Here is a 19,755-nt window from a genome sequence, read left to right as displayed (position 1 = left end):
CTGCCACCGCGAAAGCCCAACTGCCCCTATTCGTCGAACGGGTGATCGTGGATAGCGGCAAACAGCCGCGCCTGATTGAGCAGCGGCGCATAGTGGAAGGCGTGGTCGCCATCTTCTGCCAGCAGGTAGTCGGTCAGTTGCTCGCGCACCGCCTCTTGCAAAGTCTCGAGCTTCCACGGTTTGGCCAGATAGTAGTGCAGCCCGCCGCGATTGACCGCCTCGACGGTCGCTTCCAGCCCCGCTTGCCCGGTCAGCAGCAGTTTGCGGCTGGCACGGGTGGTGGCACGCCGGTTCAACTCCACCAGAAAGTCGACCCCCAGCGCCCCCGGCATGATGTGATCGCAGAGGATCAGCGCCAGCTTGCCCCCCTCCTCTTCCCACTCGTGCACCACCTCCCGCGCTTCGTCGACGCTCTCGGCCGCCTCCAGTTCGAAGTGAGAGCGGAAAGGGGCCAAATCATGGATCACGGCATCGAGCACTTCGCGCTCATCATCCACACACAGGATCAAATAGTGCTTCATGGTTTCTCCTTCTTGGCGGCATGACTCGGCACGCCATCGCTTGGCAGATGCGTCCGTTCAGGCCGCATACTCGTTGGGGCGAGGTTCGCCCCCGTAACTGGCCTGACCCATGCCATCCAGCGGCAAGCAGACTCGCATCCGGGTATAACGACCCGGCTCAGACTCCACCTCGATCCGGCCATGGTGCTGCTGCACTATCTGCAGCGAAACGCTCAGGCCAATGCCAAGGCCGAAGTGCCCCTCCCGCTTGGTGGTAAAGTTGAGATCGAAGATCCGCTGCCACAGCTCGGGCTCGATGCCGCAACCGCTATCCTCCACCTCCACCATCACCCAACCGGGCTCTGACAGGGCGGTACGAATGGTGAGTCGTCCCGGGCTGCTCATGGCATCCAGACTGTTGGCAATCAGATTGGTCCACACCTGCTGCAAGGCGGCGGGATGACAGCGCACCAGCGGCAAGGGCTGATACTCCTTGCATAACTCGTGGTGCTTGAGGCGGTTCTCAAACATCATCAGGGTATCTTCCAGCCCTTCGTGCAAATCCACCAGCGAGGGGTCGGCCCGATCCTGACGGGCGTACTGTTTGAGGCTTTTAACCAGATCGCCGATGCGGCGGGCACACACCTCGATATTGCGCAAGAAGCTGCCGGTCTGCTGGAATAACTCCAGTTGAGCCAATATGGCGGCTCGCTCATTCGCGGTTCGACCGGCAAACCAGCGCTGCCAGTTCAGCTCGCCATCGAGATTCATCTGCACTGCCATCCGAGCCTGCTGGCGATCGCCAAAATGCGCCTCGGCCTGGCGGGTCTTGTCGCGGATCTCGCTGGTCGACACCGGCTGGGAGGCCAGCGCCTGACAGAGGGTCTGGTTGCCGAGCCCCTTGATGGCAGCTGGCAGGTCAAGATTGACCAGATCGGGGATAGCGGCACGCAGGGTCTCGCTACCACGGATGATGGCCGCCACCGGGTTGTTGAGCTCATGGGCGACACCGGCCACCAGCTGGCCCAGCATCGCCATCTTTTCGCTCTCCACCAGCTGGGCATGAGCAGCATCGAGGGAGTTGAGGGTCTGCTGCAGCCGCATCTCGGTGCGGATGCTGTTCTGCAGACGACGGTTGAAGTGGCGCAGCAGCAGGTTGGTGAAAGAGGGAAGCAGTTCGCTGCGCGCCTGCATCACCCGGGAAAATTGCATCTTGTCGAGCTTGATCACCTCGGCGCCAGTCAGAGTCACCCCGGTGGTAAAAGCGAGCTCGCCGGTCACAAAGGACATACCCCCCACCAGCGCACCGCTGCGGTAGTGAACCACCTCCTGATCGATCCCCTGCTCATCCCGCTTGCGCAGCACCACCTCCCCCTTGGCGATAAACCAGAGGAAGCTGTTGGGCTCCCCTTCCCGCGTCAACACATGGCCCGGGCTGTAATGGCGGCAGACTCGCGCCTCGTCGTTACCATCGAAAAACTGGTAAAGGCCATCGATCACCACCCGGGAGAGCTCTTCATCGCTGCAGTGGGTGTAATCCATAAAGCCCTGACGATATTCCGCCAGCTGGCGATCGACATGAGCCCGCAGCAACTTCTGGTTGTCGAGCACGGTCGCATAACTCAGCAGATCGGCCTCGGGATGATGCAGTACAAAATGGCCCGCCTGCTCGATAACGGCCCGGCGCAGGCTGCCATCGCGCCAGGGGCGCTGCAGGTAGTAGTCGAGACGGCCAAGGTTGACCGCCTCGATGATCGATTTCATCTCAAGCTGGCTGCCCAGCAGGATCTTGCGGCACGCCTCGTGGCGACTGCCGAGACGGATCAGAAAGTCGGCGCCGCGGCCATCCCCCAGATCACTGTCACATACCACCACGGCAGGAGGCTGTCTCTTGCGCTCCAGCTCATCGAGGGCCAGCTCGGCCGACTCCTGACCAACCACCACCACCAGCGCAAAATGGCCGAGCAGCGGGGCCAACTCCTGTTCAAATTCAGCCAGTAGTTGCACATCCGCAGCAACACACAACAGTGAGAAAGGGCTCATCAGCGACACTCCGTTGAGGCTCAATTCCGACTATATCAACGAATCCGGTGGTTTTTTGCGAGGGGGCTAACAGCTATCACGGAAAGCATAAAAACAGACCAATCGGCGATTAATTGCCGTTAATTCCAAAAATAAGTCAATATCAAAATAAAAAACAAAGTGTGACGGCAATCAAGAAATATAAACCATGATGGAGGTCAACGCCTTGCTCCTCCCATTACTACTACCATTGCACTACTACTATGTTGGTAAAAAATGACCGTAGGAAAACGCCGCCATGATTGGAAAACTGATAAGAAAAACCTGGTTCTGGCTCCTGCTGCTCGGGGCCCTGCTGGGTGTCGCTGCACTGGGTGTCACCGTGACCGTGCTGCACAAGACCAGCTCCACCGAATTCTGCGTCTCCTGCCACTCCATGCAGACTCCGCTGGCCGAATACCAGGGCAGCGTCCACTTCCAGAACGTAAAGGGCATCCGCGCCGAGTGTGCCGACTGCCACATTCCGGGTGACCCCACCTCCTACCTCTGGACCAAGGTGCGCGCCGTGAAGGATATCTATCACGAGGCGATCGGCACCCTCGATACCCCGGAAAAGTATGAAGCCCACAAGCTGCGGATGGCTCAATCCGTCTGGGACGAGCTGAAAGCCAACGACTCTGCCACCTGTCGCAGCTGCCACAGCTATGCAGCGATGGACATTCTGGCCCAGCGCCCCAATGCCCGCGCCGAGCACCCGGTCGCCATCAAGGAGGGCCAGACCTGTATCGACTGCCACCGCGGTGTCGCCCACATCATGCCTGACATGAGCGGCCTGGCTGCCGCCGGTGCCAGCGAGCTGGCGCAGGCTGCGGCCCAGACCCCGGCCAACGTCACCACCCGTTACGCCATCGCCACCACCCCGCTGTTCCTCGATGCCACCGCCAAGACAGACGAAGGCACCCTGATGCCCTCCACCAAGGTGGACGTGCTGGCCAACGAAAACGGCCGCGCCAAGGTGCAGATCGAAGGCTGGCAACAGGATGGCGTGAGCGAAGTGTTCTACGCCGCACCGGGCAAACGGATCCTCAGCGTACTGGTCGGCGATGCCGCCAAGAAAGCGCTGGTCACCGGCCAGAGCGAAACCGACAGCGCCACCAACCTCACCTGGCATCAGGTCAAGCTGACCGCCTGGGTAGACCAGACCCAGCTCATCGGCGATCAGGGCAAGCTGTGGCAATACGCCTCCAACCTGATGTCCAACAACTGTACCGGCTGCCACGGCCTCACCGCGCTGGATCACTTCAACGCCAACCAGTGGATCGGCGTCATCAAGGGGATGGAATCTCGTACCTCCCTGACCCCGGAACAGGCTCGCATGCTGACCCAGTATGTCCAGAAACATGCCAGTGACATGAGCGCGGCCCACTAAGGCTGGAACAGAGGAAAACCGTTATGACTTTTTTCAACGACAAGAAGACCAATCTGTCCCGCCGCAACCTGCTCAAGGGGCTCGGCGCCTGCGCAGCCCTGCCCCTGCTCAGCGGTATTTTTCCCAAGAGTGCACTGGCGCAAGCCATCAGCACCGCATTGAGCCAGTTCCCGACTCTGGTGCCCGCCCAGAAAGGCATTCTGACCGGCGCCCACTGGGGGGCCTTCGAGGCGGTCGTCGAGGATGGCCGCATGGTGCGCGTCCAGCCGGTGGCCGATGATCCGGCGCCGAACGATCTCATCGACATGGCACCGTTCCAGGTACACGCCAAGAACCGCATCAAGTACCCCATGGTACGCAAGAGCTGGCTGGAGCACGGCCCGGGCGCCAAACCCGAGTTGCGCGGTGCCGACGAGTGGGTGCGAGTGAGCTGGGACAAGGCGATCGAACTGGTGGCCGGTGAAATCCAGCGCGTGCAGAGTGACTTCGGCCCGCAGGCGATCCACGCCGGTTCCTACGGCTGGAAGAGTGTCGGCATGTTCCACAACAGCCGCACCCTGCTGCACCGCCTGATGAACCTCTCCGGCGGCTTCACCGGTTATGCCGGTGACTACTCCACCGGTGCGGCTCAGGTGATCATGTCCCATGTGATGGGCTCCATCGAGGTGTACGAGCAGCAGACCGCCTGGCCCAACGTGGTCGAAAACGCCGAACTGGTGGTGCTGTGGGGGGTCAACGCTCAGGTCACCCTGAAGAACAGCTGGAACATGCCGGATCACGAAGGTCAGGCTGGCTTCAAGGCGCTGAAAGAGAAAGGCACCCGCATCATCAGCATCGACCCGGTCTACAACGAGACCGCCAAGCTGGTCGGCGCCGAGTGGATTGCCCCGAACGCCTACACCGACGTGGCCATGATGCTGGGTGTGGCTCATACCCTCTATAGCGAGAAGAAGCATGATCAGGCCTTCCTCGATCGCTACACCGTCGGCTTCGACAAGTTCCTCGCCTACCTGCTCGGCAAGGATGACGGTCAGCCGAAGAGCGCCGAGTGGGCGAGCTCCGTCTGTGGCGTCGATGCCAAGGTAATTCGCCAACTGGCCCTCGACATGGCCGCCAAGCGCACCATGATCATGGCCGGTTGGGGCATGCAGCGTCAGCAGCACGGTGAACAGCCGAACTGGATGCTGGTGACCCTGGCCTCCATGCTGGGCCAGATCGGCCTGCCGGGCGGCGGCTACGGCTTCAGCTACCACTACTCCTCCGGTGGCAGCCCCACCGCCAAGGGCGGCATTCTGGCGGGCATCTCCGCCGGCAATGCGCCGAAGAACAGCCCGGCCCCGATCCCGGTGGCCCGCATCGCCGACTGTCTCGCCAACCCCGGCAAGACCATCGACTTCAACGGCCGCAAGGTAACCTATCCGGACATCAAGCTGGTCTACGTGGCAGGCGGCAACCCCTTCCACCACCATCAGGACACCAACAACCTGCTGCAGGCGTGGCGCAAACCGCAGACCGTGATCGTTCACGAGCCCTACTGGACCGCCACCGCCAAGCACGCCGACATCGTGCTGCCGGTCACCACCAGCTACGAGCGCAACGATCTGGAGATGGGCGGCGACTACTCCCAGCGCTATGTGTTCCCGATGCACCAGTGCGTGCCGCCCCAGCACGAGTCCCGCAGCGACTTCGATATCTTCAGCGCCATCGCCGCCAAGCTGGGTGTGCAGGAGCAGTACACCGAAGGCAAGGACGAGATGCTGTGGCTCAAGCAGATGTACGACGGCATGGCCGCCCAGGCCCGTGGTGCCCGGGTGGCGCTGCCGCCGTTCAACATGTTCTGGGAGTCCAACAACTACATCCGCTTCCCGATCCCCGAGGCCAACCGCCAGTGGATCCGTCACGCCGATTTTCGCGAGAACCCGCTGCTCAACCCGCTCGGTACCCCGTCCGGCAAGATCGAGATCTTCTCTAACACGGTGGCGGGGATGGGTTATGCCGACTGCGCCGGTCATCCCAAGTGGTATGAGCCCAAAGAGTGGGTGAAGAGCGAGGTGGCGGCGCACTATCCGCTGTCGCTCAACACCTCCCACCCGACCCAGCGGCTGCACTCCCAGCTCGACAACACCCCGCTGCGGGACAAGTTCGCCATCGCCGACCGCGAGGCGATCATGATCCATCCCGCCGATGCCAAGGCCCGTGGCATCGCTCAGGGGGATCTGGTGCGCGCCTTCAACGAGCGCGGTCAGATCCTGGTGGGCGCCCTGCTCTCCGAAGATGTGCGTCAGGGGGTGGTGCGGATCTGCGAAGGGGCCTGGTATGACCCGGCCAAGCCGGGCGAAGCGGGCAGCATCTGCAAGAACGGCAACGTCAACTGCCTCACCTTCGACGAAGGCTCGTCCAGCCTGGCGCAGGGCAACTGCGGCCACATGGCCCAGCTGCAGATCGAGAAGTACACAGGCCCGGTGCTGGCCAACACCGCCCACGCGGTACCGGCCAACGGCTAAGGCTGTTGCTCCCAGACAAAACGGCGCCATCATGGCGCCGTTTTTTTATCCCGGTTGTGACGGGGAGATCCCTTGTCGGAATAACCGCCACCGTCAGCACCAATCCCGAGGATCGGAAAATCCCCTCCCACAGCGCTGGCGGCGCTCGCAGGCACCGTGAGGAAGCCTGATTCTCCTGCATAAATTTAATTTATGACTTTTCCGATAATGACCCGATTTTTACTTATACCAATAACCAAGCGCCCCATGGCGGCCCTGCCCGGCTCTTGTACCGCCCCACAGGGCAGCGCCCGATCACCATAAGGACGCGCCATCCGCGCCAATAAAAACGGCGCCCGAAGGCGCCGATTGTTTATCGCTGCGATGAGAGGAGAGAGGGAAATCAGAACTCGCCCTCTTCCATATACTCCTGCGCGCACTCCACCAGTTGCGGCCAGAGCTCTTCCGGCACCCAGGCATCCGGGTCATCTTCATCCCCGTCGTACTGGCTCCAGAAGTAGCGGCGCAGACCGGAGGCAAAGTCGTCGCTGATCTCGGCCAGCTCCGAGAGCGGCCCCAACCAGGCGATGCGACGCAGGCCGGAGGCGAGATCGTTGATGGCATCCATCAGGGTGCGATCGTCGAAGCTCTGCTCCACCAACAGGGTGAAGCGCTCGCGCGCCTGTTCGGTCTGATCCTCTTCCAGCTCACCCACGTCGGCCAGCAGATCGACAAAATCTTCCAGAAGGAACGCGATCAGGCCATCCCTGTCTTCAAACCACTGGATCTGGGCGCCCTTGACCCCCAGCACAGAGGCGTCAAATGAATCGTCAAGGTGACACAGTGCCCACGGATCGTCGGTCATGGTTCTCTTCCTCAGGCTAAAACAAATGCCATATGTTATGCCTAGCTCTCCACTCTTGCCACCTTGGGCAACGAGAGAGAGGCGGCCAGCCCGCCGAGTTCGGCGCGGCCCATGATGAAACTGCCCCGATAGGCTTCCGCCAGATCGGAGACGATGTTGAGGCCAAGGCCGGAGCCCGGCACCTTCTCGTCGAGTCGTACTCCACGCAGCACCGCCTTGGCGATCTGATCTTCGCTCATGCCGGGGCCGTCATCCTCGATGCGCAGAGTGATCCAGCCCCCCAACTCGGCACTGGAGATGCGCAACTGGCTGGCCGACCACTTGAAGGCGTTCTCCAGCAAATTGCCCACCATCTCGTCGAAATCCTGTTCCTCCACCCCGACCGCCAGATTGGCGGGCACCTGCAAGTCCACCGTCTTGCCCGGATAGAGGCGAGAGAAGGCACGGCAGATGTACTCCACCCGCGCCCGCACCGGGGTCGATACCCCGAGGATCTTGGCGGCGCCGGTCACCCGCGCCTTGCCGAGGTGGTAATCGATATGGCGCTGGATCTGGTCGAGCTGCTCGCCGATGGCAGCCTGATCTTCCGGCGGCAACTGGGCCACCTGATTGCGCATGATGCTGAGCGGCGTCTTGAGGGCATGGGCCAGATTGCCGGTGTGGGATCGCGCCCGCTGCAGCAGCTCGCCGTAGTGGTGCAGCAGCCGGTTGATATCCTCCACCAGCGGCTGGATCTCCAGCGGATAGCGCAGCCGGAACCCCTCCTGATGGCCCTGATGGACCCGCCCCAATTCACGGCGCAGCAGATGGAGCGGCCGCAGACCGTAGACGATCTGGAACATGAAGCCGAGCACCAGACCGGTCGCGGCAAAGCCGAGGCCGAGGAACAGGCTGATGCGGGTCTTGTTGAGGGTCTGGGTCAGGGCGCTGCTGTCTTTGGCCATCACCAGGGTGAACACCCGATCCGAACCAGGCAGCAGCACGGTACGGGTCATGATCAGCAGCGGCTCCTTGTTGGGCCCCTTGCCGAAAAAGAGGTCAGGATCGCCAAAGGCGGACTTGAGGCCACGACTCATCAAATGGGTGTCCCACAGGGAGCGGGAGCGACCCACCACATCTTCCCCCAGCTCCAGCTGCCAGTAGTAGCCGGAGTAAGGTTGGGTGAAGCGGGGATCAGCCATCGGCTCAACCACCACCGGCAGGCCGGTCTTCGCCACCTCCAGCCGGGAGAGCAGATCATAGAGCTGCAGGCGCAGACTGTCGGCCTCTGCCTCCTGCCAGTAGTTGCGCATCATGGTCTGCAGACTGAAGCCGGTAGCGAACAGGAACAGGCCGCACCACACCAGCGCGATGGCGACCAGTCGCCCCCGCAGGGTTCTGACCAGCCTCATTCGTTGATCCGGTACCCGAGGCCGCGCACTGTCTCAATCAGATCGGGATTGGTCTTCTTGCGGATCCGGCCGATGAACACCTCGACGGTGTTGGAGTCGCGGTCGAAATCCTGAGCGTAGATGTGGTCGATCAGTTCGCTGCGCGACACCACCTTGCCCCTGTGTTGCATCAGATAACCGAGCACCCGGAACTCGTGGGCGGTCAGCTTGATGGGGGTCCCTTCGTACCACACCTGCGACGCGGCCATATCGAGGCGCACCCCGCCAATCTCCAGAATGGAACTGGCGTTGCCCGCCGCCCGACGCACCAGGGCATGAACTCGCGCCACCAGCTCGGCCACCTGGAACGGCTTGGTGAGGTAGTCGTCGGCACCGGCGTTGAGCCCCTCAATCTTCTCATGCAGCTGGCCACGGGCAGTCAGCACCAGCACCGGGGTATCGATCCCCTTGCTGCGCCACTCCTTCAGCACGCTCAGGCCATCGCGCCCCGGCAGACCGAGGTCGAGAATGATGGCGTCGTAGGGCTCGGTCTCGCCGAGAAAACCGGCCTCGTTGCCATCGTGGCAGAGGTCGGTGACAAAGCCGGAAAGGCGCAGCTGTTCAGCCAGCTGGCCAGCCAGTACTTTTTCATCTTCAACAATCAGAATTCGCATGAACAGGCTTCCAAACAGAGGTTACTCATCATCCTCGACCGGGGGCACGGGTGGCTCGAACAGCCGCTCCAGATGGTGGCCCTTGGCCCACACCATCTCCAGGTTGTCGGCCCGATAGGCCACCTTGAGCACGCTGTTCTCCCGGTCGATCACGCGCAGTTCATAGAGCCAGATACCATCCTCTTCTCCCAGATCGACCCGTAAAACCCGCACCGGCAATCTGGATGCCACCTCCATCATTTCGTGGAAGGGCCGAACCCGTCCCTCATGGACAGCTTGCTGCAACAGGGCTTCGTCAGGCGTCAGCGCCTGCGCCAGCACTGGCAACAACAACCCGATCAGAGGGAGCGCTCTATTCATGGATGATTCATCTCCAAAAACCTAACATAATGGCGTTTATAGTCTGCCAGCCATGAATCCGGAATGAATATGATCCCGCGCAGTTTCCTGCTGATCCTTTGCCTGCTGAGCGCCTCAAGCTGGGCGGCCCAAAGCCGCCTCGACATGGCCGGGCTGGTCAAACTGTTGCTGGCGCAAGGGTACCACGACATTCGCGAAGTGGAGCTGGAAGGGGACAAATTCGAGGTCAAAACCCTCAATCGCCAGGATCAGAAGGTACATCTCATCGTCGATGCCTACACTGGCGAGATCAAACAACAAGAGGCCGATTAGGCCTCTTTTGCTTTCCAGCGGATGCGCCACGGGCGCAGCAGCTTCTCCCTTCTCGGCCAGAGCAGAGCGCCAGCCAGCAGCAGGTAGATGAGCGGCTCCAGCCAACCACTCTTGAGCGACCACCAGTAGTGCACCGGCACCAGCAAGGCCACCGCATAAACCCAGTTGTGCAGCTTCTGCCACGCCGTCCCCATCCGCCGCTGCAACGCAGGGAGCGAGGTGATGCCCAACGCCAGCAACAGCAGCAGCGCCACCATTCCCACCACGATATAGCGGCGCTTGACCAGCTCGCTGCCAATCAGCCCCCAGTCGAACTGCAGATCCAACCCCAGCCACACCATGAAGTGGAGCAGCGCCCAGACCATGCACCAGAGCCCGAGCGGACGGCGCAGCTTGATGAGTTGCCCCTGCCGCCAGCGTTTGGCCAGCGGCGAGACCAGCAGGGTGAGCAGCAGCAGGTTGAGCGCCCCCTTGCCGAGGTAGTGGATCAGTTCGGGCACGGGGTCGCCCCCCAGCAGACCGGCTGGCAGGGCGTACCCCAGCCAGAGCAGAAAGCCGAAGGACCCCAGATGCACCAGCCCCCGCAAGCCACTGATATGTGAGGCTTTCAGTTTCAGTACCATTGGCGCAGATCCATCCCCTGATAGAGCGAGGCGACCTCGTCGCCATAGCCGTTGAACATCAGGGTCGGCTGGCGCTTGGCGCCGAACAGCCCGCCCTCGCCGATGAACCGCTCGCTGGCCTGACTCCAGCGCGGGTGATCCACCTGCGGATTGACGTTGGCGTAGAAGCCATATTCGTTGGGTGCGAGCAGATTCCAGGTGGTGGGTGGCATCTCCTCCACCAGCCGGATCGAGACGATGCTCTTGATGCTCTTGAAACCGTACTTCCATGGCACCACCAGCCGGATCGGCGCGCCGTTCTGGGCGGGCAGGGTCTTGCCGTAGAGCCCCATGGCGAGGAAGGAGAGCGGGTGCATCGCCTCGTCGATACGCAGCCCCTCGACGTAGGGATAGTCGATACCGCCGCCCAGCGAGTCTGAGGCCTGACCGGGCAGCTGTTTCGGATCAAACAGGGTCTCGAAGGCAACAAACTTGGCGCGGCTGGTCGGTTCGGCGCGGCGAATGATCTCCGCCAGCGAGATGCCGTTCCAGGGCAGCACCATCGACCAGGCTTCGACGCAGCGCAGCCGGTAGATCCGCTCCTCCAGCTCGGTTTTGTTGATGAGATCCCACACATCCAGAGTGAAGGGTTTGGCTACCGCCCCCTCCACCTTCAACGTCCAGGGTTCCGGTTTGAGGTAATGGGCGTTGCGGGCCGGGTCCGTCTTGTCGGTGCCGAGCTCGTAGAAGTTGTTGTAGCTGGTCGCCTTCTCTTCCGGTGTCAGCACCAGATTGGTCGGGCGATCCGCAGGCTTGCTGTTGAGCGGTTTGGTGGCGGACGGGGGAGCATCCTCTTTACCGCGCAGCAGATCGAGTACTCCCGCCTGAGCGGGAAACGCGAGGGTAGCGGCGCCCAGACCCAGCCCCTTGAGAATAAGGCGGCGATCCTGATAGACGGCTTCCGGGGTGACATCCTGTTCAGTGAGGTGATGGGTGGAACGACGCTTGATCAACATGAAAAACTCCCGGGGCAGTTAGAGGCGACAGAGATAAGACCCGCCCCGGCAGATTTTTATTTCACACCGGATTACATGAGGTGGTACAGGGGCAGCGCCTTGGCCATGGTTCCGACCAGAAACAGCACTACGAATACCAGCAGGGGAACGATCACATTGGGCACCATCAGACTCACTCCATGAGCAGGACAGGGCCTCTAACTATGGTCGAGGGTTTGACCGGTCACCAATGAATTTTTTTCGCGAGCGCAAGCGTATTCCTGAGTTGAAAAGGGTGATGAAGATCACACACAATTCGGACCCCGCTTGCCGCCCCGATTGCCGGGGGTAGGCTGCCCGTTTTTATTAAAAGCCAACTGAAGAGCCACGCCATGAGCCCACTGATCGCGATTGCCATTACCACAGGTATTCTCTCCGGCATTTGGGGCTGGATTGCCACTGTATTCGGCCTTATTTCCTGGATCGGCTTCCTCGGCTGCACCTGCTATTTTGCTTCCAGCGGGGGTTACAAGGCGCTGCTGCAAACTATCTTCTGCAACACCACAGGCATGCTGTGGGGGCTATTGCTGATCCATGGCGATGGTTGGTGGGGCGCTGGCGTTGCGGGCTATGTCATGACCGCCGTGGTGGCAACCCTGATGTGCGTGCAGGCCAAGCAGCAGTGGCTCAGCTACATTCCTGGCACATTTGCTGGCTGCTGCGGCACCATAGGTGCAGCAGGAGATTGGCGACTGATCCTGCCATCGCTGATTATCGGCGCCCTGTTCGGTTATCTGATGAAAGCGAGCGGACTCTGGCTCTCCCAAAAGACCCTGAAATCCCGCAACGCCGATGGTGCCACCGGCCCCGCCTGAGCGATATCAACGACGCAACGACCCTGTCATTCAGGGTCGTTTCGCGCCGGTTTACCCTTTCGATTTGAAGTTTGCCGCCTCTATGCCGTGCCGATTCAACAGCTTGTAGAAATCGGTACGGTTCCTCCCCGCCATGTTGGCCGCCAGGGTCACGTTGCCCTCGGTCGTGCGCAGCAGACGGATCAGATACTCCTTCTCGAACTCGGCGCGCGCCTCGTTGAACGAGGGGATGCCACCACCGCCGCCACTCAGGGCAGACTCCACCATGGCCACGCCGATCACCGGGCTGCAGCAGAGGCTGGCCAGCTGCTCCACCACGTTGCAGAGCTGGCGCACGTTGCCGGGCCAAGCAGCCGCAGCCAGCATGGCCAGCGCCTCGGGCGAGAAGCCCATGGCAGCGCAGTCGCTGTGGCGGCTGCGGTAGTCATCGAGAGCCTGACGGGCCAGCAGGGGAATATCCTCGCTGCGGGCGCTGAGGGATGGCAAAGTGATGTTGGCAACGTTGAGGCGATAGAAGAGATCTTCCCGAAAGCGCCCCTCCTCCATCGCCTTGACCAGATCCTGATGGCTGGAGCTGAGCACTCGTACCTCCGGGGTACCCTGGCCATACTCCTCCATCACCTGCAGCAACTTGGCCTGCAAGGATTCGGAAAGAGTGCCGATCTCGTCGAGAAACAGGGTCGCCCCCTTGGCCTGTTCAAACAGACCGGAGCAGTTATCTTCACCAAACAGTTGCAGATCGAGGGTCGCCCAGGGGATGGCAGCACAATTGATACTGTACAGTGGCTGGTCACGACGCTGGCTGGCCTGATGCAACGCCAGCGCCATCGCCCCCTTGCCGGAACCTGACGGCCCCATGATCAGCACAGGCACCTCCATGGTGGCGATGCTGTGTGCCTGAATAAGCAGCTGCTCCAGCTGGGGGTTGCGGGTCAGGATCAGCGACTGCCACTCCTGCTGCTGTTTCGGGCGGGTCAGGCTCAGCGCATGCTCGATGGTGGCCAGCAGCTCATCTTTGTTAATCGGCTTGGTCAGAAAGCTGAACACGCCGGAACGGGTTGCCTGAATGGCATCGGGAATGGTGCCGTGGGCGGTCATGATAATCACCGGCAAACCGAGCCACTGAGCCTGGATCCGCTCGAACAGCGCCAAGCCATCCATGCCAGCCATCCGCAGATCGCTCAGCACCAGATCGGCCCGCTGCTGGCGCAACCGATCGAGCGCCCCTTCCGCACTGTCGGCGGTATCCACTTCATAACCCTGGCTACGCAACCGCATGCTCATCAGTTTGAGCAGGCTGGCATCGTCATCCACAAGCAGGATCCGGCTCATGGTACTACCTCACGACGTTCGTTCAGTTTACGCTGGTTAAGCTGTTCATCGATGGCAGAGAGCTGATCGATCTGGTGGCGTAAGCGCTGGATCTCCTGACTCTGATCATCCCGCCGACTATCGCGCACCAGCAGCTGCTCGCCAAGGGCGATCCAGCTGCGCAAAAACGCCTGCGCGTCGAGGCCAAGCTCCGGCAGCATCTTCTTCAGGCGCGCCAGACCGGCGCGACGAGTAGCCACCGCCTCGGCAGGGTGAGAATCGACCATCGCCAGACTGACCCGGCTCTCCAGGTCATCTGCCCCCTTCAAACGCTGACGCTCCTGCACCCGCTGCTGGGGGTGGCTGGCCAACAGCCAGTCAGAATATTGCAGACGTACCTGCATCTCCTTGTTGGCAAACTCCATCCGCTTGGCAAAAGCAATCTCGGAGGACTCCTGCTGCGCATGTTGCGGCAGCAAAGAGCAGCCTGCGAGCAACCCTGCCATCAGAGCTGGAAATACCCGTTGTATCTTCATAATCCTCATTTCAACGTCAACCTGAAGCAGACATCCGCCTGTTCATCCTGTACCAGAACCAACTCCCCTCCCAGACTATGGGCCGACTCCCGTGCGATAGAGAGGCCCATACCAGAGCCTTTCAGGACACCTTGTCGCACTGTGCTGCCCTGCTCGAAGGGTTCAAAAATGCGCTGCTGATCAGCCTCGGGGATCTCTGGCCCCTCGTTGGCAACCTCCAACCAGCGCGCCTGCGCACCTGCCTCGGCACGGATCCAGATATTGCCTCCGTTGGCACCATAACTGACGGCATTGGAGAAGAGGTTATCGAGGATCAGCCGCAGCCGGTAGGGCTCTGCCCACAAGGTAACCGGCTCGGTCGGCAAGTGTACACGGATCTGCTTGGACTCCAATGCCAGCCGGTATTCTGCGGAAAGTTCTGCCAACATGGGCAACAGGGGAACCGGCTCCAGTTCGAACGTCTCCTGCTGGCTGAGACGATTGAAATCGAGCAATCGCTCGATCAGGGTCTGCAGGCGCCGACTGTTCTCATCCAGCATCTGGCAGATCTCCAGCTGATCCGGAGTCAGCGGGCCAACCAGCTGCTCGCAGAGCAGATCCGACCCCTCTCGCAACACCGCCAGCGGGGTCTTGAGCTCGTGGGAGACATGGCGCAGGAACTGATATTTCTGCTGCTCCAGCTCCTTGAGCTTTTCGTATAACCAGAGGATCCGCTCTCCCAGCAGCACCAGTTCTGCCGGACCATCGACCGGCCGCGGATCTGGCTCAACCCCCGCTCCCAGACTCAAGATGCGCGACTCAATCTGTCGTACCGGGTGGATGATCAGGTAGGTAAATAGAAAGACCAGCAACAGGCTAATGACGGCCACCAAGCCACTGACCCACCAGAGCTCTTTGGTCAACTCCGCGATCGTGAGTCGCACCCGATTCATGTGCTCGTCAACCCGACTACGCGTGACGGACTCGAGTTGCTGGTTGAAGCTGTTGAACTGCTCGAGCTGGTCACCCTTCACCGCAGCACGGGCCAGCGCAACATCCTGCAAGCCATAGAGCCATGTAAACACGCGATCCAGGCTCTCATACGCCTGGCTATCGGCGATGGAGTTGCGATGCTCCGACAACAGCGCCCGATAGCCATCCAGCTGCTGTTGATAACTGGTGAGGCTGCGCCGATCGCCCAGCACGGCAAAGCGGCGCAAGGTACGTTCGATATCGATGGCCTGCGCGGTGAGCAGGGTGGCACGGCGGGTATCCTTGACCGCCCGCTCCATCTCGTCGCTGGTGAGCTGGCTGAGGTGGGCAAGGGCGGTGCTGTTGTGCCAGATCATGCCGCCAAGCGGCATCAGCACCAGCACAAACCCCATCAATACCACCTGCAGCAGGGAGCGTGGGCGAACCTTGGTCATCGTCTATTCTCATGCATTCTCACCGGTGCGCCAGCATAGCCCTACTCCCCAAAAAACAAAACCGGCCAGCGGCCGGTTCAGATTATCTCGAACAAATTGTGTTTTATGCCAAGGCGACTGAGGCCAGACAGATAATCAGGATCATCGCCAACGCGCCCGAGGCGGTCAACAGCGCCCACTTCAGCTCCACACTCATGCAAACCTCCTTTCTGCCAATCAGTGCCGGATCACAATAGATAGAATAATGTTACGTCATAGTTAATCCGATAACCGTGAGCTGCGTATACATTTCAGATGAGCCCAACCCAAGGATGGTGAGCATGTTCTATCTGTGTAGCATTGGTTCCAATCTTGACCCAAACACGCATGTCACCCAGGTGCTGGAGGAGCTGGCCACCCGCTTTGGCCGTTTGCAGACCAGCTCGGTGATCAGCACCAAACCGGTGGGGATGCACTCCAGCCACGACTTTCTCAACTGCCTGCTGATCCTGGAGAGCGAACTGGACGCCACCACGCTGAAGCAGGCATTTGTGGCCCTTGAAGTGGCCCATGGCCGTGACCGCAGCGATCCCCTCTGCAAAGTGCACGACCGCCCGCTGGATATCGACATTCTAGCCAGCAACCCGCACGGCGATTTTGCCAATACACTGGTTGATTCATACCTGACAGAGCTTCTGGCGGAGCTTTACGGCAATGGCGACGTGCACGATCCCAAGGTGGAGCTGCAACTGCATCTGTCCGCAGAGTCGGGGAAAACCGTGCATGTTCAGTCGCTCGGTCTGGAGCCCACCACAGTCAGGGCCCCCTCACAACTCGGCCAAAGCACGCCCACCATCCACCTTGATGCTGGCCCCCGTCATATAACTGTTTCCCATCAATAACTGCACTGCCTGCCAGATAGGCTCAAGCCCCCCCTCCCGTGCCAGCGGTGTTTTCGCCAACACCTGCTGGCGCCACGCCTCGTCATGCTCATCGAGAAACAGGATGGGGCCAGGCTCTATGGTGTTGACCCGCACAGCGGGCGCCAGCTCGCGGGCAAAACTCATGGCCAGCGAATGAGCCCCCGCCTTGGTCGCCACATAACTGGCAAACCGGGGGGCTGGAGCGTGGATATAGATATCGGTGATATGGATGATGCTGGCGTTGGCATTGCTTGCCAATTGCGGAGCCAGCGCCCGATTGAGCTGGAAGGGGGCGGCCATGTGCACCCGGTAGAACTGCTCGAACTGGGCCAGTTGCGCTGCGGGATCATCCGCCTGTGGCTCGAATGCCGATGCGTTGTGGATCACCAGCGCCAGATCCTGATGGGTAGCCAGTACCTCGATCAGCTTGCCAACGTCCTCTTCCCGGCCAAAATCCGCCTGCACCAGTTCGACCCCCAGCGCCGCCAAGTTGGCGAGCTCGGGACGCTCGCTGCGATAGCTGCCCGTCACCTGCCAGCCAGCGGCCACCAGCTGCTCACAGAGATAGAACCCAAGCCGACGACCACAACCCGTTACCAGTGCACGCATATGATCTCCTTTTCTTTTCAATCTCTTCCATGAACGAACACCACGACCAGGCGGATCACCGGCGACCGCAATGCCAACCAGCATGAATACAGACCCCTACCGGGACATGACAGGCCTAGATCTGATAACGCCCCTTGTCACCGATGTCGAAGTGCAGGGGCATCCGCCATTTGGCCAGCGCCAGCAGCGTCAGCAAACCGCCACAGACCAATGCCACCAGCGCGACGGCCCACTCCACCCTGAGCCACTCCAGCAACCACAACAAGGGCAGCAACAGCGGCACCAGCTTGATCCCGGGAATCGCGAAACAAAACTGCTCCTTGAACGCCAACCCGGATAGGGTCGCCAGAGCCGCGCCCAGCACCAGTGCATCCGGCGCCCCTACCGCTGCCAGCGCCAGAGCCCCCCAGCCGAACCCCTGCAGAATCAGGCGAATCCGCTTGTCGTAGATATGGAGGGAAAAACCACAGAGAGCGCTTGCCACTGCCAGCAACATCAACCATTGTGCCGATGGCAGCAGCGTGAAACCGCTCAGCAACGCTGCCCCGCGGACAAGCAGCAACAAAGCCGCCACACTCAAACCAAGGCGGTAGAGCGAAACGGTTAGCTTGTCGATCCCGTCCAGTGGACTCTCGATTTCAGGATTTGCCATAAATTCTCACCTCTTGATCACCCGTAGCCCACCAATATACGGCAAGCCAAGCCGCGCATGACGGCAAACATACATGTGACACTACACCCCAGTGCCCACTGCCACCCATCGTGCTTCCTCTTGGGCCATCGATCCGGAGCCTGCGCCATCCAAATCTGCATTAGCAACACAGATCAGGGCTTCACATCCCGCAGGATCGGGTTTTGCAGCGAGATCAGGGTTTCAGTGGACTGGATCTCGTCGATGGTCTGGATCTTGTTGATCAGCACTATCTGCAGCTCGTCTATGGAGCGGGTCATCACCTTCATGAAGATGCTGTAGTGGCCGGTGGTGTAGTAGGCCTCCACCACTTCGTCCAGCGCCTGCAGCTTGGCCAGCGCCGAGGGGTAATCCTTGGCACTCTTCAGATTGATCCCGATAAAGCAGCAGACGTCGTAACCCAACTTCTTGGGGTTAACCTGCACCCGTGTCCCCTCGATGATCCCCGCCTGTTTCATCTTCTCCACCCGCACATGGATGGTGCCCGGGCTGACCGCCAGTTGTTTCGCAAGTTCGGCGTAAGGGATCCGCGCATTCTCCATCAGAGCGGTGAGGATGGCCTGATCGAGATTATCGATCCGGTAATTTTCCGGCATTTTTTTGCACTCCCGTTGACGATACCTCATTAAACAACAGCTTATTTTGAAGAAAAAAACACACAAAGCCTATTTCTATTATCGAATATTGAATTTGGTTGGCAATCTGTTGAAGAATCACCACATCCAACGGGGTTTGAAACAGGAATTCAGCATGAAACAGCACTACATTCGCAGCCAACAGCAGATCAGCTTCGTCAAAGAGATGTTCTCCCGCCAACTCGCCCAGCAACTGGGTCTGATGGAGGTGCAAGCCCCCATTCTGAGCCGGGTCGGTGATGGCACTCAGGACAACCTCTCTGGCCACGAGAATGCAGTGCAGGTCAAGGTGAAAACCCTGCCGGAGCACAGCTACGAAGTGGTACATTCACTGGCCAAATGGAAGCGCCAGACTCTGGGTCGCTTCGGCTTCGGTCCGGGTGAAGGGATCTACACCCACATGAAGGCGCTGCGCCCGGATGAAGACAAGCTCACCCCCATCCACTCGGTCTATGTGGATCAGTGGGACTGGGAGAAGGTAATGCCGAGCGAGCGCCGCGATCTGGCCTATCTACAGGAGACCGTGCGCGGCATCTGGGCTGCCATCAAGGCCACCGAGCGCGCGGTCTGTGCCGAGCATGAGCTGACCCCCTTCCTGCCGGCCGAGATCCAGTTCCTGCACAGCGAAGAGCTGCTGACCCGCTACCCGGACCTCGATGCCAAGGGGCGCGAGCGTGCCATCGCCAAAGAGCTGGGGGCCGTGTTCCTGATCGGTATCGGTGGCGCCCTCTCCCACGGCGAGCGCCACGATGTACGCGCCCCGGACTATGACGACTGGAGCAGCCACAGCGAGCTGGGTCTGGCGGGTCTGAACGGTGACATTCTGGTGTGGAACCCGGTGCTGCAAGACAGCTTCGAGATCTCCTCCATGGGGATCCGGGTCGACGCCGAGGCGCTGCGCCGCCAGCTCGCCATCACCGGTGACGAGGATCGCCTGCAGTATGACTGGCATCAGGATCTGCTGGCCGCACGGATGCCGCAGACCATCGGCGGCGGCATCGGCCAATCCCGTCTGGCCATGCTGCTGCTGCAAAAAGAGCATATTGGCCAGGTTCAAGTCGGCGTCTGGCCTTCTGAAATGAAGGCGGCCGTTCAGGGCATGCTGTAAGCCGGTTTTCTCGTAAAGGAGCATATCGACAAACAGGCACAGGTCGGCGTTTGGCCATCAGAGATGAAGG

At 60.6% G+C, this 19,755-nt stretch carries 21 protein-coding genes; 6 read left to right on the top strand and 15 right to left on the bottom strand.

Annotated elements, in window-relative coordinates:
- Nucleotides 1-26: 26 nt before the first annotated feature.
- Both ACE1BR_RS05995 and ACE1BR_RS05990 read right to left on the bottom strand, forming a co-directional pair.
- Nucleotides 27-521, bottom strand: coding sequence for a response regulator (locus ACE1BR_RS05995; protein ID WP_374868489.1), 495 nt, complete (start codon nt 519-521; stop codon nt 27-29).
- 57 nt (nt 522-578) lie between these two features.
- A complete protein-coding gene (locus tag ACE1BR_RS05990) occupies nt 579-2,543 on the bottom strand; it encodes an ATP-binding protein (RefSeq protein ID WP_374868487.1) in 1,965 nt (654 codons plus the stop codon).
- A 277-nt stretch (nt 2,544-2,820) separates the two neighbouring features.
- On the opposite strand from ACE1BR_RS05990, the gene ACE1BR_RS05985 reads away from it, so the two are divergent.
- Nucleotides 2,821-3,951, top strand: coding sequence for a NapC/NirT family cytochrome c (locus tag ACE1BR_RS05985; protein WP_374868485.1), 1,131 nt, complete (start codon nt 2,821-2,823; stop codon nt 3,949-3,951).
- 23 nt (nt 3,952-3,974) lie between these two features.
- Nucleotides 3,975-6,455 carry a trimethylamine-N-oxide reductase TorA gene (gene torA / locus ACE1BR_RS05980; protein WP_374868483.1) on the top strand — a complete coding sequence of 827 codons (2,481 nt, stop codon included), beginning with the start codon at nt 3,975-3,977 and terminating at the stop codon, nt 6,453-6,455.
- Between the two features lie 382 nt (nt 6,456-6,837).
- Here the strand turns inward: torA and ACE1BR_RS05975 are convergent, their stop codons facing one another.
- Genes ACE1BR_RS05975 through ACE1BR_RS05960 form a run of 4 tightly spaced genes read right to left on the bottom strand, consistent with a single transcriptional unit; the run spans nt 6,838 to nt 9,703 of the window.
- Nucleotides 6,838-7,299 carry a hypothetical protein gene (locus ACE1BR_RS05975; protein ID WP_335865258.1) on the bottom strand — a complete coding sequence of 154 codons (462 nt, stop codon included), beginning with the start codon at nt 7,297-7,299 and terminating at the stop codon, nt 6,838-6,840.
- 41 nt (nt 7,300-7,340) lie between these two features.
- Complete coding sequence (locus tag ACE1BR_RS05970) at nt 7,341-8,690, bottom strand: sensor histidine kinase (RefSeq protein ID WP_374868481.1); 1,350 nt, start codon at nt 8,688-8,690, stop codon at nt 7,341-7,343.
- A complete protein-coding gene (locus ACE1BR_RS05965) occupies nt 8,687-9,343 on the bottom strand; it encodes a response regulator transcription factor (protein ID WP_159158023.1) in 657 nt (218 codons plus the stop codon). The genes ACE1BR_RS05970 and ACE1BR_RS05965 overlap by 4 nt, the downstream gene beginning before the upstream one ends.
- A gap of 21 nt (nt 9,344-9,364) precedes the next feature.
- A complete protein-coding gene (locus ACE1BR_RS05960) occupies nt 9,365-9,703 on the bottom strand; it encodes a hypothetical protein (RefSeq protein WP_323064007.1) in 339 nt (112 codons plus the stop codon).
- A 63-nt stretch (nt 9,704-9,766) separates the two neighbouring features.
- On the opposite strand from ACE1BR_RS05960, the gene ACE1BR_RS05955 reads away from it, so the two are divergent.
- A complete protein-coding gene (locus tag ACE1BR_RS05955) occupies nt 9,767-10,015 on the top strand; it encodes a PepSY domain-containing protein (RefSeq protein ID WP_139412130.1) in 249 nt (82 codons plus the stop codon).
- Here the strand turns inward: ACE1BR_RS05955 and msrQ are convergent.
- Complete coding sequence (gene msrQ / locus ACE1BR_RS05950; RefSeq protein WP_374868477.1) at nt 10,012-10,638, bottom strand: protein-methionine-sulfoxide reductase heme-binding subunit MsrQ; 627 nt, start codon at nt 10,636-10,638, stop codon at nt 10,012-10,014. The two genes, ACE1BR_RS05955 and msrQ, sit on opposite strands and share 4 nt — an antisense overlap.
- Nucleotides 10,629-11,633, bottom strand: coding sequence for a protein-methionine-sulfoxide reductase catalytic subunit MsrP (gene msrP, locus ACE1BR_RS05945; protein WP_374868475.1), 1,005 nt, complete (start codon nt 11,631-11,633; stop codon nt 10,629-10,631). The genes msrQ and msrP overlap by 10 nt, the downstream gene beginning before the upstream one ends.
- Before the next feature lie 371 nt (nt 11,634-12,004).
- Between msrP and ACE1BR_RS05940 the strand changes: the two genes are divergently transcribed.
- Nucleotides 12,005-12,487 carry a DUF1097 domain-containing protein gene (locus ACE1BR_RS05940; RefSeq protein WP_374868473.1) on the top strand — a complete coding sequence of 161 codons (483 nt, stop codon included), beginning with the start codon at nt 12,005-12,007 and terminating at the stop codon, nt 12,485-12,487.
- A gap of 51 nt (nt 12,488-12,538) precedes the next feature.
- Here the strand turns inward: ACE1BR_RS05940 and ACE1BR_RS05935 are convergent, their stop codons facing one another.
- The 4 genes from ACE1BR_RS05935 to ACE1BR_RS05920 all read right to left on the bottom strand — a co-directional run bounded on the left by ACE1BR_RS05935 (nt 12,539) and on the right by ACE1BR_RS05920 (nt 15,936).
- On the bottom strand, nt 12,539-13,819 hold the full coding sequence (locus tag ACE1BR_RS05935) for a sigma 54-interacting transcriptional regulator (RefSeq protein ID WP_374868471.1): 1,281 nt from the start codon (nt 13,817-13,819) through the stop codon (nt 12,539-12,541).
- Nucleotides 13,816-14,334, bottom strand: a complete 519-nt coding sequence (locus ACE1BR_RS05930; RefSeq protein WP_374868469.1) for a hypothetical protein — start codon at nt 14,332-14,334, stop codon at nt 13,816-13,818. The genes ACE1BR_RS05935 and ACE1BR_RS05930 overlap by 4 nt, the downstream gene beginning before the upstream one ends.
- A gap of 5 nt (nt 14,335-14,339) precedes the next feature.
- The gene (locus tag ACE1BR_RS05925) at nt 14,340-15,740 is read right to left on the bottom strand and encodes a sensor histidine kinase (protein ID WP_374868467.1); all 1,401 of its coding nucleotides are present in this window, start codon (nt 15,738-15,740) and stop codon (nt 14,340-14,342) included.
- Between the two features lie 103 nt (nt 15,741-15,843).
- Entirely contained in the window at nt 15,844-15,936 is a 93-nt protein-coding gene (locus tag ACE1BR_RS05920) for a YnhF family membrane protein (protein ID WP_111807323.1), read from the bottom strand.
- A 124-nt stretch (nt 15,937-16,060) separates the two neighbouring features.
- On the opposite strand from ACE1BR_RS05920, the gene ACE1BR_RS05915 reads away from it, so the two are divergent.
- Nucleotides 16,061-16,621: a 2-amino-4-hydroxy-6-hydroxymethyldihydropteridine diphosphokinase gene (locus ACE1BR_RS05915; RefSeq protein ID WP_374868465.1), complete on the top strand. Its 561-nt coding sequence runs from the start codon at nt 16,061-16,063 to the stop codon at nt 16,619-16,621.
- Here ACE1BR_RS05915 and ACE1BR_RS05910 read toward each other — a convergent pair.
- The 3 genes from ACE1BR_RS05910 to asnC form a co-directional block, all read right to left on the bottom strand.
- Nucleotides 16,547-17,251, bottom strand: a complete 705-nt coding sequence (locus ACE1BR_RS05910; protein WP_374868463.1) for an SDR family oxidoreductase — start codon at nt 17,249-17,251, stop codon at nt 16,547-16,549. The genes ACE1BR_RS05915 and ACE1BR_RS05910 overlap by 75 nt on opposite strands.
- Nucleotides 17,252-17,366: 115 nt before the next feature.
- Entirely contained in the window at nt 17,367-17,903 is a 537-nt protein-coding gene (locus ACE1BR_RS05905; RefSeq protein ID WP_374868461.1) for a DUF2301 domain-containing membrane protein, read from the bottom strand.
- Between the two features lie 173 nt (nt 17,904-18,076).
- Complete coding sequence (asnC, locus tag ACE1BR_RS05900) at nt 18,077-18,538, bottom strand: transcriptional regulator AsnC (RefSeq protein ID WP_005339783.1); 462 nt, start codon at nt 18,536-18,538, stop codon at nt 18,077-18,079.
- A gap of 154 nt (nt 18,539-18,692) precedes the next feature.
- Here asnC and asnA point away from each other — a divergent pair, with 154 nt between their 5' ends.
- A complete protein-coding gene (gene asnA / locus ACE1BR_RS05895) occupies nt 18,693-19,685 on the top strand; it encodes an aspartate--ammonia ligase (RefSeq protein ID WP_033135289.1) in 993 nt (330 codons plus the stop codon).
- Nucleotides 19,686-19,755: the final 70 nt, after the last annotated feature.

This window comes from Aeromonas sp. MdU4, from assembly GCF_041929505.1.
In the GTDB taxonomy this organism is placed as follows: Bacteria; Pseudomonadota; Gammaproteobacteria; order Enterobacterales; family Aeromonadaceae; genus Aeromonas.
This window is presented reverse-complemented; position numbering and strand designations above follow the sequence as displayed.

Bases quoted from the DNA above. Each gene is read 5' to 3' on its own strand.
- ACE1BR_RS05930 (WP_374868469.1), bottom strand. From the start codon at position 14,334: ATGAAGATACAACGGGTATTTCCAGCTCTGATGGCAGGGTTGCTCGCA.
- asnA (WP_033135289.1), top strand. From the start codon at position 18,693: ATGAAACAGCACTACATTCGCAGCCAACAGCAGATCAGCTTCGTCAAA.
- torA (WP_374868483.1), top strand. From the start codon at position 3,975: ATGACTTTTTTCAACGACAAGAAGACCAATCTGTCCCGCCGCAACCTG.
- ACE1BR_RS05990 (WP_374868487.1), bottom strand. From the start codon at position 2,543: ATGAGCCCTTTCTCACTGTTGTGTGTTGCTGCGGATGTGCAACTACTG.
- ACE1BR_RS05995 (WP_374868489.1), bottom strand. From the start codon at position 521: ATGAAGCACTATTTGATCCTGTGTGTGGATGATGAGCGCGAAGTGCTC.
- ACE1BR_RS05920 (WP_111807323.1), bottom strand. From the start codon at position 15,936: ATGAGTGTGGAGCTGAAGTGGGCGCTGTTGACCGCCTCGGGCGCGTTG.
- ACE1BR_RS05915 (WP_374868465.1), top strand. From the start codon at position 16,061: ATGTTCTATCTGTGTAGCATTGGTTCCAATCTTGACCCAAACACGCAT.
- ACE1BR_RS05960 (WP_323064007.1), bottom strand. From the start codon at position 9,703: ATGAATAGAGCGCTCCCTCTGATCGGGTTGTTGTTGCCAGTGCTGGCG.
- ACE1BR_RS05925 (WP_374868467.1), bottom strand. From the start codon at position 15,740: ATGACCAAGGTTCGCCCACGCTCCCTGCTGCAGGTGGTATTGATGGGG.
- asnC (WP_005339783.1), bottom strand. From the start codon at position 18,538: ATGCCGGAAAATTACCGGATCGATAATCTCGATCAGGCCATCCTCACC.
- msrP (WP_374868475.1), bottom strand. From the start codon at position 11,633: ATGTTGATCAAGCGTCGTTCCACCCATCACCTCACTGAACAGGATGTC.
- ACE1BR_RS05940 (WP_374868473.1), top strand. From the start codon at position 12,005: ATGAGCCCACTGATCGCGATTGCCATTACCACAGGTATTCTCTCCGGC.
- ACE1BR_RS05970 (WP_374868481.1), bottom strand. From the start codon at position 8,690: ATGAGGCTGGTCAGAACCCTGCGGGGGCGACTGGTCGCCATCGCGCTG.
- ACE1BR_RS05910 (WP_374868463.1), bottom strand. From the start codon at position 17,251: ATGCGTGCACTGGTAACGGGTTGTGGTCGTCGGCTTGGGTTCTATCTC.
- ACE1BR_RS05985 (WP_374868485.1), top strand. From the start codon at position 2,821: ATGATTGGAAAACTGATAAGAAAAACCTGGTTCTGGCTCCTGCTGCTC.
- ACE1BR_RS05965 (WP_159158023.1), bottom strand. From the start codon at position 9,343: ATGCGAATTCTGATTGTTGAAGATGAAAAAGTACTGGCTGGCCAGCTG.
- msrQ (WP_374868477.1), bottom strand. From the start codon at position 10,638: ATGGTACTGAAACTGAAAGCCTCACATATCAGTGGCTTGCGGGGGCTG.
- ACE1BR_RS05975 (WP_335865258.1), bottom strand. From the start codon at position 7,299: ATGACCGACGATCCGTGGGCACTGTGTCACCTTGACGATTCATTTGAC.
- ACE1BR_RS05955 (WP_139412130.1), top strand. From the start codon at position 9,767: ATGAATATGATCCCGCGCAGTTTCCTGCTGATCCTTTGCCTGCTGAGC.
- ACE1BR_RS05905 (WP_374868461.1), bottom strand. From the start codon at position 17,903: ATGGCAAATCCTGAAATCGAGAGTCCACTGGACGGGATCGACAAGCTA.
- ACE1BR_RS05935 (WP_374868471.1), bottom strand. From the start codon at position 13,819: ATGAGCCGGATCCTGCTTGTGGATGACGATGCCAGCCTGCTCAAACTG.